The organism is Microbulbifer mixtoriginis (SeqCode) (assembly GCF_052466765.1).
This window is the reverse complement of sequence record NZ_CP174289.1, coordinates 3553558-3570610: the sequence shown is the minus strand read 5'-3', so window position 1 is coordinate 3570610 and position 17053 is coordinate 3553558. Positions and strand designations below refer to the sequence as shown.

Below are 17053 nucleotides of genomic sequence, written 5' to 3'. Positions count from 1 at the left end.
AAAAATTATCGGGGGGAGTTAAGCAACAATGGGCCCAAGCACACTTTTCTGTTTTGCCCACCGGGGGTACCAACGCCAGGCCAGTGAAAACACTTTACAGGCCATCAGCCAAGCATTGGCGTTGGATGTTGATGGTATTGAAATCGATGTCTGGAATATTGGTGGGCAACTCTTGGTAACACACGATAGGCGCCTGGGTAGACTACTTTCCGGCAACGAGCTAATAACTGATCTACACCCAGACGCCCTGCGCCAACGTCCCCTACCCTGCGGTAATAAGATTCCAACCCTGCGTGAAGTACTGGAGTTAATCGGTAGTAACGCCCAACTCAATATAGAGATCAAGGGTCCAAATTCAGCTGCCCTAGTAGCCAAAGAAATACAAACATTTGTCAGCGACAAGGGCGTAAGCTTTGATCAATATATTGTTTCCTCTTTTGATCACCGACAGCTCCACGAGTGCTTACAACTGATACCCAATGTGCGCCGCGGAGTTTTATTCAGTGGTATTCCCCTCGACTTAGCCGCGAGCACAGTGCCTTTGAAGGCTTATTCCCTGCATACCAGCTTGGATTTTATCAGTGCTGATTTGATTGCCGATGCAAAACAGAGAGGCTTAAAAAACTATGTCTTCACGGTTAACAGCCCTGATGACCTGATACTCCTAGCCTCACAAGGTGTGGACGGTGTTTTTACTGATCAACCAAAGATAGTACTGGACTTCAATATGCAGGTTCTTACGGGTGGAAAATCGATCTGAGTCTTCATAGAGATTAGCCCATGAATAAAAAACCCGGCAAATACCGGGTTTTTTATTGCTCGCAATAAGTACTTCAGAGTAAATTTTGATTGGCAACGGCTATCAATTAATGAAAGCTTGGTGCCAGTCCCCAATCAAAAAAAACAATCCACTAAAACTCTGCACTCGCACGGAGATACCAAAAGCCGCCGTTAAAACCAAACGGTGATGTCAGAGCATGGCGAACGCCTAAATATTGCAGAGTACCGTCTTGTTCATCATCGGGCTGCACATCAAAAATATTTTCACCACCTATGGATAATTTATAATTTTCATAGAGAGTAAAGGTCGCCTCCAAGTCCACCAAAATTTCACTACCATAACTGTAGGTATCCGTAGCATCACCAGGACCAAACAAACCACCAGTAGACTCCCAATCACTGTAGCGATTGAATCTTAAGTAGCCGCTAAACAAATCACCTGTATCAAAATCAAAAGTCAGAGTTGTGCGATCACTGGGCACCTGATTTTCCAGGTCGAAGACTCTGGAGGCATTAATCGTATTAGTTTCTACTTTACTCACTTCTTGCTTATTGTGGTTGTGACGTAAATCCACAACCAGTAAATTACCTGCCACTTCAAAATCACTGGTAATGGCCAAGTCGATACCTGAAACTTCTGAATCGTATGCATTGACAAAATAGTTGGCATTGCTGTCTTTCAATAAGGCAGCATCCTCTACCCCTGCATTCTGTAGCAGCTCGATTTCTTCTGCGCCGATTTTATTGTTGCGCAATGCAAGGCGGTCTTCGATGTCAATGTTGTAGTAATCAAGAGTGACGCTGGTATTGCTAAACGGTGTAAACACTGCCCCTAAGGTAAAGCTGGTCGACTCCTCTGGCGTCAACTCTTTCGCCCCCAGGGCCATTGCTACCGGATGGTCCACCGGATAGGTACCACTCGGAATCAGATTACCATTGGAATCTGCAGTGGTAGTGACATTAAGGGTATTCACTTGCCCAGGGGTTGGCGCACGGAAGCCCGTATTCACTGTCCCGCGCAGAGCAAGGTTCTCATTGACATCGTAACGAGCTGAAAGCTTCCAGTCGGAGGTGGAACCAAACTCATCATATTCTTCTAAGCGCAACGCCACGCCAAGGGTTAGTGCATCAGTAACATCCGCTTCGAGGTCGATATAAGCGGCAATACTCTCAATACTGAAACTACCGTCTGAGTCTTTGGAGAACCCCTGAAAACCATCTGAGCCCACACCAAAATACACCGCCGTTGGGCCAACCTCAGTAGATGCAGTATCACCAGCTCCAATTGAATAGGTTTCCTCACGCCATTCAGCGCCAAAAGCAACATTCAGTGGGGAGGCAAAGGCAGCAACATCAATAGGTTTCACAAAATCTGCATTTAGACTGGACTCTTCCTGGGTGAGGGTGCCCGGTTTGAAGCTAGTGGGTGACAAAACCCCGAGGCTGGGATTAATAGAGTTTTTCAATACATATTCCACCTCATTCTCTGCAACACGAGCACGCAGATCCCAGGTCAAACCATTTTGAAATTCTCCACGAGCACCTATTACAGCGGAGATATCCTGAATTTCCGCACCAAATTGTGGATTGTAACCACCCGGGAATTGGGTATAAATCGGATTGCGCAATACATAGCCACTGGGGCTGGAGTCATCCGCTACCAGGTAATCAGAAGGATTTAAGCCTTGAGCAACAATATAATCAATCAGTGACTGAGGGGCGGCATCGGGAAGAAAATCGCCATCATCATCCTTCTGTAGAGTAGGCTCAGCTGCAAATTCATATTCCGGATCCAGCACGGGTTCGCGATAGAAAAAATCAGAAATCGTTTCATTACTGGAATACCCAAAATTACCATATAGCTCTACATTCTCATTAATATCCAGGCCACTATTGACAAAAAATTTCAGAGCCTCCACATCCGGATCACCCCAGCGTTGACCAAGTCCATCTAGAGGCACCAGATTACTACCCAGAATAGAACCTACTACTTCTGCTTGATTGTGAGTGACACCACGCCAAGTTTTATCAGCTTTGGAATATTCTACAGTGGCATTAACAAACCCCTGATCAAAAAGGTTGAAACCAGCATTAGCGGCAAAAGAATTACGAGTTCCATCCCCCTCAAAATATTCACCGGTCTGAGCAGAAAGAGCAAAACCTTCAGCATCATCCTTTAAGATAATATTAACCACGCCGGCAATAGCATCGGAGCCATACTGGGCCGAAGCACCATCACGCAGCACCTCGACTCTTTCGATAGCCAGTGAAGGCAACGTGGAAAAGTCCACCGCCTGAGCCCCCTGATTTACCGTACCCAGAGGAGCGAGCTGTAAATTTACCAAGGCAGAACGATGCCGACGAGTGCCATTGACCAGTACCAATGTTTGGTCCGGGGACAAATTACGCAGGGTTACTGGACGAATAAATGCCGTACCATCCGCGATGGGAAAGCGCTGGGTATTAAACGAGGGAGCAATTTTTGCCAGAGACTCAGTGAGGTCAAAGCCTGCTTGATCTGCCAACTCCTCTCCGCCAACTACGTCAACCGGTGAAAGAGTTTCTGTTGGGGAAACACCTTCCTTACGGGTACCGGTAGTAATCACCTCTTCCATAGTACGATCATCGGCTGTCGAAGATTTTTCATTTCGATCCTGCGCAAAAGCACTTGGAGCAGTCAGCGCGATGGCGATTGCCAACGATAAAGGTTTTAGCAAATGGGTTTGCATATTGCCCGTCCTCTCTTCTCATTATTAATTCGGACAGCACACCACAGGTTACCCCTGATAAGTGATGCACAGTAATTTTCATGCGCACAATTTCAATAACTGTGCGCGACTTATTTCTGTGGGAATATGTCAGTTCGCCAAGATAGCTGCAAATTTTGGCGTCAGTGCTAAAAGACTTTCACTTTTTGGCATTTTCCCTCGTTCGATTAGACAACAGTTACTCTGGAAACCAAAATCCATGGCGTTTAAATTAATTTATAGCAATGACTGTCAGAGCCGACTGCCAGCCTTAACTGCCAATCATGTCATTTTTTTGCTGATATTTTAAAATCGAGGATGGAGATAATAGGCCCAGGGAAGAAAATTCCCTGGGCCCTCTTTTTTTATTGCGGGGTATAGGTGACATCCAGCTCAAAGTTGGAAGTTTGACGGCTGTATCCGCGAACCATGATGAACGCTTGACTATCACCGCTCGGCACTTGTAGCGAACAATTTTCAGCTGAACCATTCTCGTAGGGCCGGCAATCGTAGTAGCGCCAGGTCGGGGCTGCTCCAAACCGCACGTATAGATCAGCGTCATTGGTGCCGGTCATATCCGCAACAAAATTGGTTGCCGGTGTCACGCTAAATGGCCCGTAATGCTCCTCTCCACCACGAGTCACACTGCCAGAGAAACTTTCCGTTTTCTCCTGACCTGGATCGGGATCGGGATCCGGGTCGGGATCAGGACCTGGATCATCACCAATGGATCCCTTGGCCAGCTCTGCCACATAAGCGGCAGCCAGTTTGCCGAACTTCACAGCGTGATTTGCATCGCCACCACTGTTGGCTAAAGTGTCATTGACAGTGTGGATATAAGGATTAGAGCCATTAAATGTGGCCTCGAAAGGGAAAGAGGCCGCGAAGCCCTGGTTGTGCCAGGAGGCATGATCCGAACAAGCATAGCCACAGGTAGTTGTGCCGACACTAAGGTTCCCCAGATAGGTCTGAGCAAGATCTTTCAGGAAGGCATTCTGTGAGCTGTTGGTGTAATCACCAATAATATAGATATCACTGTTTGAACCATAATAATTGGTCATATCCAGTTGTAGAACACCAACCACATTTTTATTTTGGTTCTTGTAATCCGTAGCAATATCATCGGAACCACGCAAGCCAACCTCCTCTGCCGCATACCCCATAAAAGCCAGAGTTTTTGCAGGCTTGTAACCTGTTGCCACTATGGCATTCACCACATCGGTCAGAGTGGCGATACCCGAGGCATCATCATCGGCACCCGGTGCCCTGGTGCCTTCCCCGGTACCCCAGCCAACGGTGGAATCCAAATGCGCCCCCAATACCACGATTTCATCAGGGTTTGTTTGCCCCTGAATAGTGAGAATGACCGAAGGCTGAGCCCAACTATGGCTATAGAGCTGCACAGATGCATCGCTGCGAGAGCTAGTCAATGCTTGCCATTTATCCCGAATCCATTCAGCACCAGCTACGCCTGTAGTAGTGGTGTAATAGCGATTGGTGAAATTGGAAAGGCTGGTGATTGTCGAGCGAATATTTGCCTCAGAGATTTCCGCCTGTAGGGCATTCACCACATTTGCATTATCAATGGTATAGCTGGCAATACTCGACACGGTGTTAGCCAGTGGAGAGAGCTGCGCAGTTTGGGCCTCCTGCAGGGAATCATGCACCATAAAGCCACCACAACGATTGTGGCTATTATGCATTATCGTAGAAATTTCGGATAAATTATCCTCATTCACCTTCAATATGGTTATACCATTGCGCTCTCCTAGTGCATTCAGGGGCTCCTTAGCCATTAACGCACTGCTTTTTTTCAGGGATTGATAACCGTCACTGCCGATCGTTATCCACAAGTCCTCAGCTAAAGTTACACCGGGTACCACCAGTAACCCTAGTAGCGATGTACAAATCATTTTTTTCATTATCTTCTCCACATTGATTGATTCCCCCAGCGTAAGTCGGCAATTTCCCAAAAAACGCTGGGAGGCACTGGAGGCTCATGCAAAATCCTTGCACAAACAGCATGCTTCGATGCCGACGAAGTTAAAAAAACCCATAAAAAACGTTCTTAAATACGCAACCTGACTCAAGAAGAAATACTGTACGACATATGGATTTATTTTTATTATTTAAACTTTGATAAACGCTGGGGTTAACAGATAGAAAAACTCAATAAAAATCAAAGAAACAAGTACCAACAGAAAAATGGTACTTGAACAATTTAGCACCACTCACCAAAAAACAAATAATAATTTTTAAGACTGAAGAGAACTTAAAAAATTCTGAATATAAAAAGTTTCGCTATTGTGAATAGAGAAGGACAAACACCAGGCGAATTAAATCCAATAAAGGGCTATTAGAAAACGATCGAAATCACTCAACATAATAAACTCTGTTGGATTAGACAGGGCCTATCGAGCAATGAATTACACTGTCTTCTTAACTCTATGCCTCAACTCTTACCCCTCTTCTTTTTCACCTTATGTAGAGAGTGCAGAGACACTTTGGTATCGCACAAGGTTTATGAGCCTTTAACCCATTCTCTTCAGCTTACAGTCAGGTTGGCCCAGGTAAGTTGCCCTTTTATCCCGATCATAGGAAACAGCAGTGAAGCTAAGATTTGGAACCCTTTCTTTGGTCGCCATCACGCTCTTAAGCAGCGGTTGCGCCACCATGAGCAAAGATGAATGCCAAGTAGCCGACTGGCAGGCACTGGGTTATGAAGACGGCGCCGAAGGAAGAGGATTGAGTTACATGGGCAAACGACGGGAGTCCTGTGCAAAGTATGGCGTTCAGCTCAATACCAGTTCCTACCGCAACGGGCGGGATGAGGGGTTAGAACTTTTTTGTACAGAGCTACGCGGCTTTTCTGAAGGGCGTTCAGGGGAAAACTACGCCGGCGTTTGTCCCGCGGGCCTTGAAGGGCTCTTTCTGAAAGGCTATGAAACCGGCCGGAATCTTTTCATTGCCAAAACTGCAGTTGAAGAAATTGAAGCGGCTATTCACGACCGGGAGCTGGAACGTGAGCACCTCCTAGATGACATGACTGAAATAGGTGCCCAACTGGTTGAAGATGAAGCGACACGCGAAGAGCGGGTTACCCTGTTGGCCGACATCGCACGCCTTAAGGTGCGCCATACAGAGCTGGGACTAGAGATTGACGACCTACTATTCGAGCTGACACAAAGACAATTGGAATATCAGGATTTATTGGCTATATCTCCCTACCCACAATAAGTAACAGGGTAAACCCGGGCAGAGGAGAAGAGAAACTGTTCATTAAACGACCTGGAGCATGGACAAATTAGTTATTAACGCCACTCTTTAAATAGCCCTAACTGTAAAGAGTTATTATCTTCCGTCTTTAAATAAGTTTCTAATGCAGAATCCAATATAATTTACTGGCAGTATAGTTTTATTTTATTTTTTTCTAAAATAAACGGCTAAAACAAAACTCTAACCGTATCTAGCTAACACTAAATTCTCTGGGTTCTGTCTATCTAGCTTCTATAAAAACAGTCATTATAAAAAGAAGACTAAAGAAATTGCTTACTTAGTCCCTAATTTTTCCCCGCATCGCCTTTACTTGAGAGCGGCGATTTTTATTTTTCAGGCGCCGCTCCTTTGAGCCTCGACTGGGTTTCGTCGCTATACGTGGCTTATCCACCCTGGATACCTGCTCGACCAATTGCTGTAAACGCTCCAAAGCATCTGCCCGATTTTTCTCCTGGGTCCGAAAGCGCTGCGCCTTAATAACCACAATACCATCAGCTGAAACTCTCTGATCACGTAATTGTAGTAGCCGGGACTTAACCGCCTCAGGCAGAGAGGAGCTACTAATATCAAACCTTAGGTGAATTGCACTGGAGACTTTATTTACATTCTGACCACCCGCCCCCTGGGCGCGGACAGCGCTGAACTGCACATCAGCCAGGTTAATCTTTAAACGGGCACTAAACATAATTTCAAATCCAAAACCAACTCGATGACCATCAGGGTGAGAACTTATATTTTACTGAAATTCATCACTCTTTAGGACACTCTCCTTTCGGTACCCTGGTACCCCTCATTCTTAGAAAAACACTTGCCCTTCCCAGTAATCAGACGCACCATGAATCGAACGATTAAAAAGCCATAGCGCATTTACCTAAAAAGAATCATTCAGTACTATTGCGCCACTTTGTGCGTGCCTCAAGGCCCCCAATTTTGGGATGACCAAGCAGCCAGCCACTTAACCCGTGACTTATTTTATTGTCTGGGTCAAATCCGCTAGTATTGCCAAGCTTCCTTGAGGTACAGGAACAAAAAACAATAAAGATGCACGCCCAGTTGTTTCCTCTGGATTCCTCCCGATGTCTCCGCGGGTGTGCCATTACCGCGACTAGGAGAAAACCATGCCTAACGCCAAGCGCAGCCTTGCGGCGGCTATTGCACTTGCATCCCTTACCAGCGTTTCTGCAATTGCAGAAGAATCGGCCTTCAGCCAGGTTATTGCTTTTGGTGACAGCCTCACCGACGTAGGCAACTACGATGTATTCACTAATGGTGGCGATGCAAATGATATCGCTATCAATATCATGTCCCAGAATTTGGGGCTGGGTCCTGTTACTCCCTCTTGCGCAGGCCTATCGCTGTGCCTCCCTGAGGTCAATGAGAATTTAAGCCAAGAAGAACTACTGGCCTCGGCTAAAGCACAAGTAGCCAATGCTTTGCCTAATGTTGGCACTGGCTGGGCCGTAGGGGGCCATAAGGCAGCTGATGTTCTTCTTAATATTGTTGGTACCGAAAATTACCTGGCTTACTTGGAAGCTAATGGGCTGACCTACAACCCCAACATGCATAGTTTCGCTAGCGTTCTACTGCCAGACCCCACACGCGAAACTGCGACTGGACTGTATGCGGACTTAGATCAATTGGGATTATTGCTCCAAGGACCTACTAAGGTTGCAGAGTTCCTTGCAGCCGCAGAGCAATATGAGGCCGCTGGTGATGCTGTAAATGCGGCAACGTACAAGGCCATGGCAGATGGCCTACAAGCAATGATTGATGCCGCACCCGCCGCTATTATTGCGGATTCAGGCACTACCGGTAACCCTCACCCCACTGGACGCGGTTACTTGGAAACCACACTTGGTACTGTTGATGCCAACGCCCTTTACTGGGTAAATGGTGGCGGCAATGACTTGCTGAGCGGCTTTACAAGTGTCGCTAAAGGTGAAATGAGCATTGAGGAAGCCACTGCAAATGCAGGTCTGGCATCCGTGATGCTCGCGAGCGCTGCCGGCGCTTTATCCAACGCAGGGGCTAACTATATTCTGGTATCCAATGTGCCGGATATCAGTAAGACCCCAGTAGTTTTCGCAAAAGTTTCTTCTGACCTCAAAAAAGCTGTAGAAGCAGGGCAATTAACTCAGGAGCAGGCGAGCGCTCAACTTGCATCCACCCTGGAACAAGCTAGCAAGGCTTCCGAAGACTTTAATGCCAATCTGCTGGCTCAAGCCAAAGATATCGACGGCGTACTGATGGTCGACCAAGCCGGCCTGCTCAAGGTGGCCCTGAATAATGCCGGTCAACTGGGCCTGTCTACTGAATTCGAACAGGGCCAATATTGCTATGACGGCAGCGGCGGTGAGTGTATCGAGCATGAAGTATACGGTGCAAATGGCACTAACCCCGATGCTTCCAAGCTGATCTTCAACGATACCGTTCATCCCACCCAAGTTGGTCAGCAGGTTCTTGCCGACTACTACACCGCTATTGTGAATGCCGCTCAGGTCGCCGGTCAGCTGCCTGACATCGGCGCTCAGGCTGCTCGCACACACATTAACAGCCTGGATGAAAACCTGGCTGGTGTTCGCTATAGCCAGGCCCAAACCTCAGTATTTGCTGGCGGCATTTTCGGTGATATCGATTACGACAACGGCTTTGCCGCCGATATGAGCGGCGATAGTAATGCCAACCTGATCGGTATGACCTACGCCCTTCGCGACAACCTGGAACTGGGCTTCGCGGTGAGCCGCTCTGATATCGATGTGGATAACGCCCGCTCCGATATCGAGTCCACCTCTACCAACTACAGCTTGTTTGGCCGCTTCCATCACGATGTATTCTTCGTTGAAGGTAGCATGACCCTGACCGATGTAGACTTCGACCAGGCAAACCGCGCCCTGACCCTCGGCAATAATTTTGCTTCCGAGCTGGAAGGCGATACCTCCGGTGAAAATACCACCCTGAGCCTGACGGTTGGTGCCAACCTGTTTAGCGAATCAAGCTTCCAGCTAGGGCCCTTCATCGGCGTAACCCGAGCGACCATGGAAGTTGACGGCTATACCGAAAAGGCCATCGAGGGCTTTACTTACACCGACTCCATGGGTAATGAGTACGATCCCCTGGGCATGAATTACGGTGACCAAGAGCGAGACTACAACACCTTGCGCTTCGGTGCTTTTGCCAATAAGAGCTGGAACACCATCAATGCCTACGCGCAGGTTTGGTATGAAGATACCAACGGTACTGACACAGATACCCTTGAGGTAGGTGTTAAGTCTATGGCTGGTAACATGAACGCTATGCCCAGCTATTCCAGCGTGGACCAAGGCCTCTTCGACGATGGTATGGGCCTGATTGCTGGTATTCGCTGGCAAGCGGCTGACTCCCTCGCTTTAAGTGCCAATGTGACCTCACGCCCAGCGGCTGAGCAAGCATCGGTCAATGTTACCTACCGCTTCTAATCCAGCTATAGGGCTAACACTCGCGCCCCTCAGGGGGCGCGACTCTCTTCCCTCTCCTAACAATTAAGTTCCTCCCGAGCCTCCTTCTCGCTATATAAACAGCTTACCGGCACAATACAAAGCCACCCCTCATTGTGAAAAAAGCCGGTATGTTTCAAATCACAACACCTAATTTAGTGATCAGTGAGCTCTGTGAAAGTGACTCGAAACTGATGCTCAACCTACTCAATGATGAGGACTTCGTGAGATATATTGGCGATCGCGGAGTGCGCACTCTTGAGCAGGCTAGTGATTACATTAAAAAAGGGCCAATAGCCATGTACCGCAAGTACAACTTTGGTCTCTATAAAGTTGAACTTGGCAATGGTATCGGCATCGGTATATGCGGCTTAATCAAGCGGGACTGTCTCGATGATGTAGATATTGGCTTCGCTTTCTTAGCAAAATATAGAGGCAGAGGCTACGCGTTAGAGGCAGCACAAGCCGTGCTGGAATATGCTCAACACCAATTAAACCTAGAGCGAATTGTCGCGATCACGCTACCCGAAAACACATCCTCAATAAAGCTGCTGAATAAAATTGGGCTTCAAGTAGAGAAAAAGATTGTTTTACCAGGGGAAACAGAAGAGCTTCTCCTAATGGCATGGGAAGCTTAACAGAATGACAGAAGTCATTTGGTATCCCAAAATACTGCAACCAATAATGACCAACTCGTAAAAAGTGACTGGATAGAGTGCCTCTTCTGAGCCGACAGTTTCAACCACCGACTCAGCGGCCTAAGCTTAGCCTCTCCAGCTTGGCATCAGGTCCAACTTCCAACCATCTTGGCTTTTTATTATTCTGGGGGCATTGATTTTATATTTCATATCCATGTACTCCATCGTAATAACAAGTTTTGCCCGCTCAACGCCAAACTTAGTTTCGATAGAGTAGTCAATAGACTCCAGATCAGCCTCATCCCAATCAAAGGAATGATTTTTACTTTTCAATAGGATTTTCTTGTAAGCGGTTTGAATTCTACTTTTCTGGGTACGTATATAATCTGCACCCTGCATCTTCTCTACCAACTCATTGGTTCGCTTCATAAAACCTTTTTTACTGGATTCACGAATATCAGCATTTAGAGCCAACTCAATCAAACCTTCATGATCTTCCGCTGTCATAAATAAATCGTTGTAGCCTTCCTGATCCTGGGAGGTTAGCGCATCTACAAGATCCTCTGCCAAATCCTCTGGTGTTGAGTTTTCTCCACAGGAGGCTAGAAATATGACAGATAATACCAGCACAGCTATTTTTTTCATTTATCCCCTCAATCTAAAGACCATGAACAGGGGGCGGATAGTAGGCATGAGAACAATACCAATCAAGAGATTTTATGCTGACAGTAATCACACGTAATGACACTGATTGACTACAGCAGTAAAACTTCAAGATTGCTATTCTTCATTTGAACCCAGAAGTCCCTTCTCTTTATATCAGAACTCCAAACCAAGTTATGAACTGCGTTGATTGGTAGCTTATCACCAGAGACAAGTCCAATCTTTACCAGATATCGCTCCTACAAATCCAATAAAAATACAATTAAAAAATAAATTTTTACTCTTGAGCTTTTCGATTAGTCAACATCTAGGGCTGGCATCCAGGCCAAAATATTAAATAGTATTTATTTGTAGAAACATTGCATCTGAAGATATAGCCGACACGGTCAAGAATCGTGAAATTTCGAAAATGAATATAAACAACTAATTTTGAATCATAATCATCTATTTAAATCATTTCCATTGAGTAATTACACTATCAATTCAAGACAAATATGATAAAGCTTTAATGCCTTACAAAAATCATGGTTTCTTTATTGACATGCCACGGCGCTAAGCTAGTCTCCAACTTATTAATCTAGGAGAAGAAAGCCATGATAATCGCGACAGATATGCCTGAAGTGAGCAAATGTGCCGCAACTCAGTGTGCCTATAATGCTAATGATGCCTGCCACGCCAGGGCGATAACTATAGGTGAAGGCGCGGACCCAGATTGCGACACTTTCTTCACTAATTCCAGGCACACCCGCAGTTCCCGCACCGCGGGTGTTGGCGCTTGTAAAATGGAAGACTGTAAATTTAACGATGACTTCGAATGTTCAGCGGACCGTATAGAGGTTGGGCGCAATGGCAACTCAACAAATTGCCTAAGCTATACCCACTGAGCCTGGATCAGCTGGCAAGTTCCTCCCCAATAATAAAGCCCGAAAGCTATCCGCTATCGGGCTTTTTCTTTTAAGGCATTACACGATCTTAATCTACAGCTTGTAAATCCCGTTGAGACTTCTCTTTGATATCCCGGGGCTCCCAAACTACCCCTTGAGTAGTCGCATGCTGCTTAAAGAGTGGTTGATAATGGGATTCCAGCACTTTGCGTTTAATTTTTAGAGTGGGAGTCAGAAATTCATTTAACGGAGTCCACTCCTCCTTACAGATAAAAATTGCCCGGATACGTTCATGGTACGGTAAACGCTCATTAACTGACTCCAGTATACGTCGCAACTGTTCATTGACCTCAGTACGAGGAAGCTTTTCCGCAGATTCCGATATGGTCGCCAACATCACAGGTTGATCCATACCATGCCCCAACACACAAAGTTGTGCCAAAAGGGTCTCATTACCGAAGTGTCCCTCCAGTAAGCTAGGCTGAATAAATTTTCCTTTACTCGTTTTAAAAGTTTCAGAGATCCTGCCTGTAATATGCAGTAAGCCCCTCTCATCGATAAAACCAGAATCCCCGGTATGGTAATAACCATCCCGAATGGCTTCTGCAGTTTTCTCTGGCTCTAAGTAATACCCTTTCATCAGAGAGCCGCTTTTGAAAAGGATTTCACCCTCATCAGAAATTTTCACCTCGCAACCGTGGTAAGGTTTACCCACCGTACCAGGCACTGGGTCCTCACCCGGCATCACAAAACAGCCATAGATAAAGTTTTCCGTCATCCCATAGCCATCAGCTATCTGCATCCCCATACGCTCATACCAGCGCAATAGCTCGATGGAAATTGGTGAGGCACCGCTTACCAGCATTCGTGCCTGATCCAGTCCAAGCCCGGCACGTACCTTATTTTTTAACCAACTATTCAGGCCCGGAATTCTGAGCAGTACATTTTGCAACGCAGGCGGAATCTTCTCGTCAATTCCCTCCTTAAACTTGGTCCACAATCTGGGAACCGAGAAGAACATAGTTGGCTTGGTGCGCTGTAAGTCTTCGAGGAAAGTATCCAGGGACTCCGGAAAATGTACCGGCGTACCTGAATAGAGACAGTGGAATTCCACCAAGATTCGCTCTGCGGCATGGGCCAAAGGCAGATAGGAAAGCACGCGGTCGCTCTCATTAAAGCCATAACCACGAATCATATTGGGTACTACAAAGACTACCGACGACCATGTATGCATCACGCCTTTGGGATTACCGGTAGTGCCAGAGGTGTACATAATGGTGAAGAGGTCATCCTCATTAAAAACGGGACTTTCCTCATAGCGTTCATTAGAGGCGATAACAGCTCCCAACTCTTCATCGCAGTGTATTTCACAGCGCTGAATCGCTACCGAAGGTAGAGTGTCCGCCACTTCCTGAAGAGCGGCATTGTTATCTGTAGCTCCACAAAAAAGCAATTTCGACTCGGAGTGCTGCAAAACATAAGACATAGAGGATGCGGATTGCCCAGGATACAGAGGCACGCTAACCATACCAGCAAGCAGGATACCTACATCAACAATGATCCAGTCAGCACAGTTTTTACCGTGAATTGCAATTCGATCGCCTGGTTCGAATCGGCTGCGCAGGTAGCCCGCGATACGTCTGGCCCGATCCATTACCTCACGCCAGGTGTAGTCCTGCCACTCGCGGCGCTGCATCTGACGAAGAAATACCGTTTCCGGTTCTTCCGCCTCTCTCTTGTAGAGAAGCTCCAATGGCTGCAGGCCCTTCACTTTTTCGTATCGCTCTTCTGGAGTCATCGCTTTCTCTCTCATTATTGTGTTTATTATGGTTTGATATTGGATAGCACTGTTAGACCCTGCATTTGGGTACTAGCAGCGACTTAAATTCCAGATCGCCAATTCAATTGACCGCGCACCTAAATCACCATTTTAGTGCACTCTGACTAGCAGCTTTCTAAGAGGTGCAGTCACAAATATATAGGTCAACGTCAGCTTATCGTTATTATTTAACTTAAAGTTACTGAATATGCTCGCTTAGTGCAATTACTAAGCACTAGGAAAGGATGTACCACTTCAGCAAGAGTGTAGACTACCCAGTCCGTTGCAATGAGGTTGCAATAAGATAGTATCTGGTGCACTTTTTGTGGAAAGGCAAAAGCTTGAGTTAATGAAAAAACTTAGAAAAGCTTACGGCGCAAGAGATGACTAGCTAGTACCAACTATAATCACGGTAGTCATAATTGTGAATACTTATATTCTTATACTTTCACACTTTAAAAAATCTAATTACTTTCCAGCCTAAACCGTCAAAGCAAATGTGTGTTCACATAAATGACAAGAGCTAAACAGTATCGTTTTTTAAAAGATAAAAACTGGAATTATAATCGAATTAGCAGACCATCGCTGACTCTGACTAAAGCTTCGCTAGAAACACTCAACCAGTGAAAAATATTTACTAAATTAAAAGTTATTTTAAATAACTCACTGCTGCGAAGAACTTTATGCGCAATAGAGTTGAGAGGATAAAGGATGAGGAAGATAAAAGTTACAATTAAAGTATCTTAAAAAAGAGGAAAGCTCATCCAACTCTCCCCTCTTTTATTTACTTATTTTTAGCTTACTGTCTCACCATGAGCCTGCTTATCTGCATGGTATGAAGAACGCACCAGCGGACCACAAGCGGCATGCTTAAAGCCGATTTGTTCTGCATAACGACGATATTCCTCAAACTCATCCGGATGTACATAGCGCTGCACGGGCAGGTGCTCTTTACTCGGCTGCAGGTACTGACCGATTGTGAGCATATCGATATCATGCTCGCGCATATCGTCCATTACCTGGAAAATTTCTTCCTTTTCCTCACCCAGGCCCACCATCAAACCTGACTTGGTTAGTACATCCGGGCGACGCTTTTTGTACTCTTGCAGCAGCTTTAGGGACCACTTGTAATTGGCACCTGGGCGGGACTCACGATAAAGGCGCGGTACGGTTTCCAGGTTATGGTTGAATACATCCGGTGCCTGCTTTTCAAGGATATCCAGTGCAATATCCATGCGCCCGCGGAAGTCGGGGGTGAGGATTTCCACTTGCAGGTTCGGGGAGAGCTCGCGAGCTTCGCGGATACACTCGGCAAAATGCTGAGCCCCCCCATCGCGCAGGTCATCCCTATCCACCGAGGTAATAACCACGTAACGCAGACTCATGGCGGCAATGGCCTCCGCCAGATTCTTGGGCTCTTCCGGGTCCAGAGGGTTGGGCTTACCGTGGCCAACATCGCAGAAGGGGCAGCGGCGGGTACAGATTTCCCCCATGATCATGAAAGTGGCAGTACCGCCACTAAAACATTCACCCAGGTTCGGACAGCTGGCTTCTTCACATACGGTGGAGAGTTTTTGCGAGCGCAAGATACTCTTAATTCGATCCACTTCTTTTGAGGCTGGCACTTTCACCCGGATCCAGTCGGGTTTGCGCAGCACAGTATCACTGGCAATAACCTTGACTGGGATACGCTCTACTTTGTCACCATCACGCAGTTTCTCCCCCTGTTGAAGGCGGCGGGTGCGCTTTACCGGCACCAGATCGGGTTTATCAGCCATTACTCAATTCCTGCTGTTCCGCGCTCAGTTGCGCCAATACATGTTCTTCTAGTGGCTGCCACTTGGCCGAGGGCAGCTCCAAGGTACGCAGTAATTCGCGCACAAAAATTTCCGCCACCTGTTCCCAGGAGGGTACCTGTGGCAATAACTCGGCCATCTGCACCATTTGCATGCCGGCATATCCACAGGGGTTAATTCGGAGGAAAGGGGCCAGATCCATATCGATATTGATGGCAATACCGTGGAAGCTGCAGCCGCGGCGCACACGCAGGCCTATGGAAGCAATTTTATTGCCACTGCGAGGCCCTTCCGTCAGATAGACCCCTGGTGCATCAGCACGAGGCGCAGCCGCTATACCCAATGTTGCCAGCATTGCTACCGTAGCTTTCTCCAAGGCCGTCACCAGATCGCGCACGCCGATTTGGGCGCGACGTAAATCCAGCAATGGATAAACCACAAGCTGGCCGGGGCCGTGATAGGTCACCTGGCCACCACGGTCCACCTGCACCACTGGGATATCACCGGTATTCAACAGATGCTCTGCCTTGCCCGCCTGCCCCTGGGTAAATACCGGTTGATGCTCCACACACCAAATTTCATCTGCGCTACTTTCATCACGAAGATCGGTATATCGGGACATGGCACGCCAGACGATCTCGTAGTCCCGCCGGGCTAGGTTGCGGACAATGGTCATCAAAGCACCATATGAACCGCAGGATGTACTTTCAACTCCTCAAAGAGGGCCTTGAGCTGGTCCTCACCTGTAGCGAGGATAAAGAAGGTCATGGAGGTAAACTTCCCACTGCTACTATCCCGCAGAGTAATGCGCTCCTCATCCAAACCGGGGGCATGGCGACGCATAACTTCCAGAACGAACTGATGCGCGTCCTCATTGGCATCGCGTACCACTTTGACCATATAGTCTTCGCAAGGGAATTCAATCTTCGGGGGTTTCTGATTGGGATCTTGACTCATACCACTCTCCGGGACCGGCC

Annotated in this window: 13 protein-coding genes; 5 read left to right on the top strand and 8 right to left on the bottom strand. The window is 47.0% G+C overall.

Translation table 11 applies throughout. The features are described 5' to 3' along the window. Window positions 1–28: 28 nt before the first annotated feature. Window positions 29–760: a glycerophosphodiester phosphodiesterase gene (locus tag ACJJIV_RS15555; RefSeq protein ID WP_444889558.1), complete on the top strand. Its 732-nt coding sequence runs from the start codon at window positions 29–31 to the stop codon at window positions 758–760. A gap of 151 nt (window positions 761–911) precedes the next feature. Here ACJJIV_RS15555 and ACJJIV_RS15550 read toward each other — a convergent pair whose 3' ends face one another. Together ACJJIV_RS15550 and ACJJIV_RS15545 are read right to left on the bottom strand one after the other, a co-directional pair. Further along, window positions 912–3509: a TonB-dependent receptor plug domain-containing protein gene (locus tag ACJJIV_RS15550; protein ID WP_444889557.1), complete on the bottom strand. Its 2598-nt coding sequence runs from the start codon at window positions 3507–3509 to the stop codon at window positions 912–914. 383 nt (window positions 3510–3892) lie between these two features. Continuing rightward, window positions 3893–5449, bottom strand: coding sequence for a M20/M25/M40 family metallo-hydrolase (locus ACJJIV_RS15545; RefSeq protein ID WP_444889556.1), 1557 nt, complete (start codon window positions 5447–5449; stop codon window positions 3893–3895). 685 nt (window positions 5450–6134) lie between these two features. Between ACJJIV_RS15545 and ACJJIV_RS15540 the strand changes: the two genes are divergently transcribed. Next, complete coding sequence (locus ACJJIV_RS15540; RefSeq protein WP_444889555.1) at window positions 6135–6764, top strand: DUF2799 domain-containing protein; 630 nt, start codon at window positions 6135–6137, stop codon at window positions 6762–6764. A gap of 316 nt (window positions 6765–7080) precedes the next feature. Here ACJJIV_RS15540 and arfB read toward each other — a convergent pair whose 3' ends face one another. Further along, complete coding sequence (gene arfB, locus ACJJIV_RS15535) at window positions 7081–7488, bottom strand: alternative ribosome rescue aminoacyl-tRNA hydrolase ArfB (protein WP_444889554.1); 408 nt, start codon at window positions 7486–7488, stop codon at window positions 7081–7083. 433 nt (window positions 7489–7921) lie between these two features. On the opposite strand from arfB, the gene ACJJIV_RS15530 reads away from it, so the two are divergent. Beyond that, a complete protein-coding gene (locus ACJJIV_RS15530; protein WP_444889553.1) occupies window positions 7922–10258 on the top strand; it encodes an autotransporter outer membrane beta-barrel domain-containing protein in 2337 nt (778 codons plus the stop codon). A 134-nt stretch (window positions 10259–10392) separates the two neighbouring features. After that, a complete protein-coding gene (locus ACJJIV_RS15525) occupies window positions 10393–10914 on the top strand; it encodes a GNAT family N-acetyltransferase (protein WP_444889552.1) in 522 nt (173 codons plus the stop codon). 126 nt (window positions 10915–11040) lie between these two features. Here the strand turns inward: ACJJIV_RS15525 and ACJJIV_RS15520 are convergent, their stop codons facing one another. Continuing rightward, entirely contained in the window at window positions 11041–11559 is a 519-nt protein-coding gene (locus ACJJIV_RS15520; protein WP_252083114.1) for a hypothetical protein, read from the bottom strand. 611 nt (window positions 11560–12170) lie between these two features. Between ACJJIV_RS15520 and ACJJIV_RS15515 the strand changes: the two genes are divergently transcribed. After that, entirely contained in the window at window positions 12171–12461 is a 291-nt protein-coding gene (locus ACJJIV_RS15515) for a DUF1540 domain-containing protein (RefSeq protein ID WP_252083115.1), read from the top strand. A gap of 88 nt (window positions 12462–12549) precedes the next feature. On the opposite strand, the gene ACJJIV_RS15510 is transcribed toward ACJJIV_RS15515, so the two are convergent. The 4 genes from ACJJIV_RS15510 to ACJJIV_RS15495 all read right to left on the bottom strand — a co-directional run bounded on the left by ACJJIV_RS15510 (window position 12550) and on the right by ACJJIV_RS15495 (window position 17033). Further along, window positions 12550–14259, bottom strand: a complete 1710-nt coding sequence (locus tag ACJJIV_RS15510; protein WP_444887049.1) for an AMP-binding protein — start codon at window positions 14257–14259, stop codon at window positions 12550–12552. A gap of 815 nt (window positions 14260–15074) precedes the next feature. Continuing rightward, complete coding sequence (lipA, locus tag ACJJIV_RS15505) at window positions 15075–16058, bottom strand: lipoyl synthase (RefSeq protein WP_444883942.1); 984 nt, start codon at window positions 16056–16058, stop codon at window positions 15075–15077. Further along, a complete protein-coding gene (lipB, locus tag ACJJIV_RS15500) occupies window positions 16051–16752 on the bottom strand; it encodes a lipoyl(octanoyl) transferase LipB (protein ID WP_444889551.1) in 702 nt (233 codons plus the stop codon). Before lipB ends, lipA begins: the two co-directional genes overlap by 8 nt. Then, window positions 16752–17033, bottom strand: coding sequence for an HP0495 family protein (locus ACJJIV_RS15495; RefSeq protein WP_444889550.1), 282 nt, complete (start codon window positions 17031–17033; stop codon window positions 16752–16754). The genes lipB and ACJJIV_RS15495 overlap by 1 nt, the downstream gene beginning before the upstream one ends. Window positions 17034–17053: the final 20 nt, after the last annotated feature.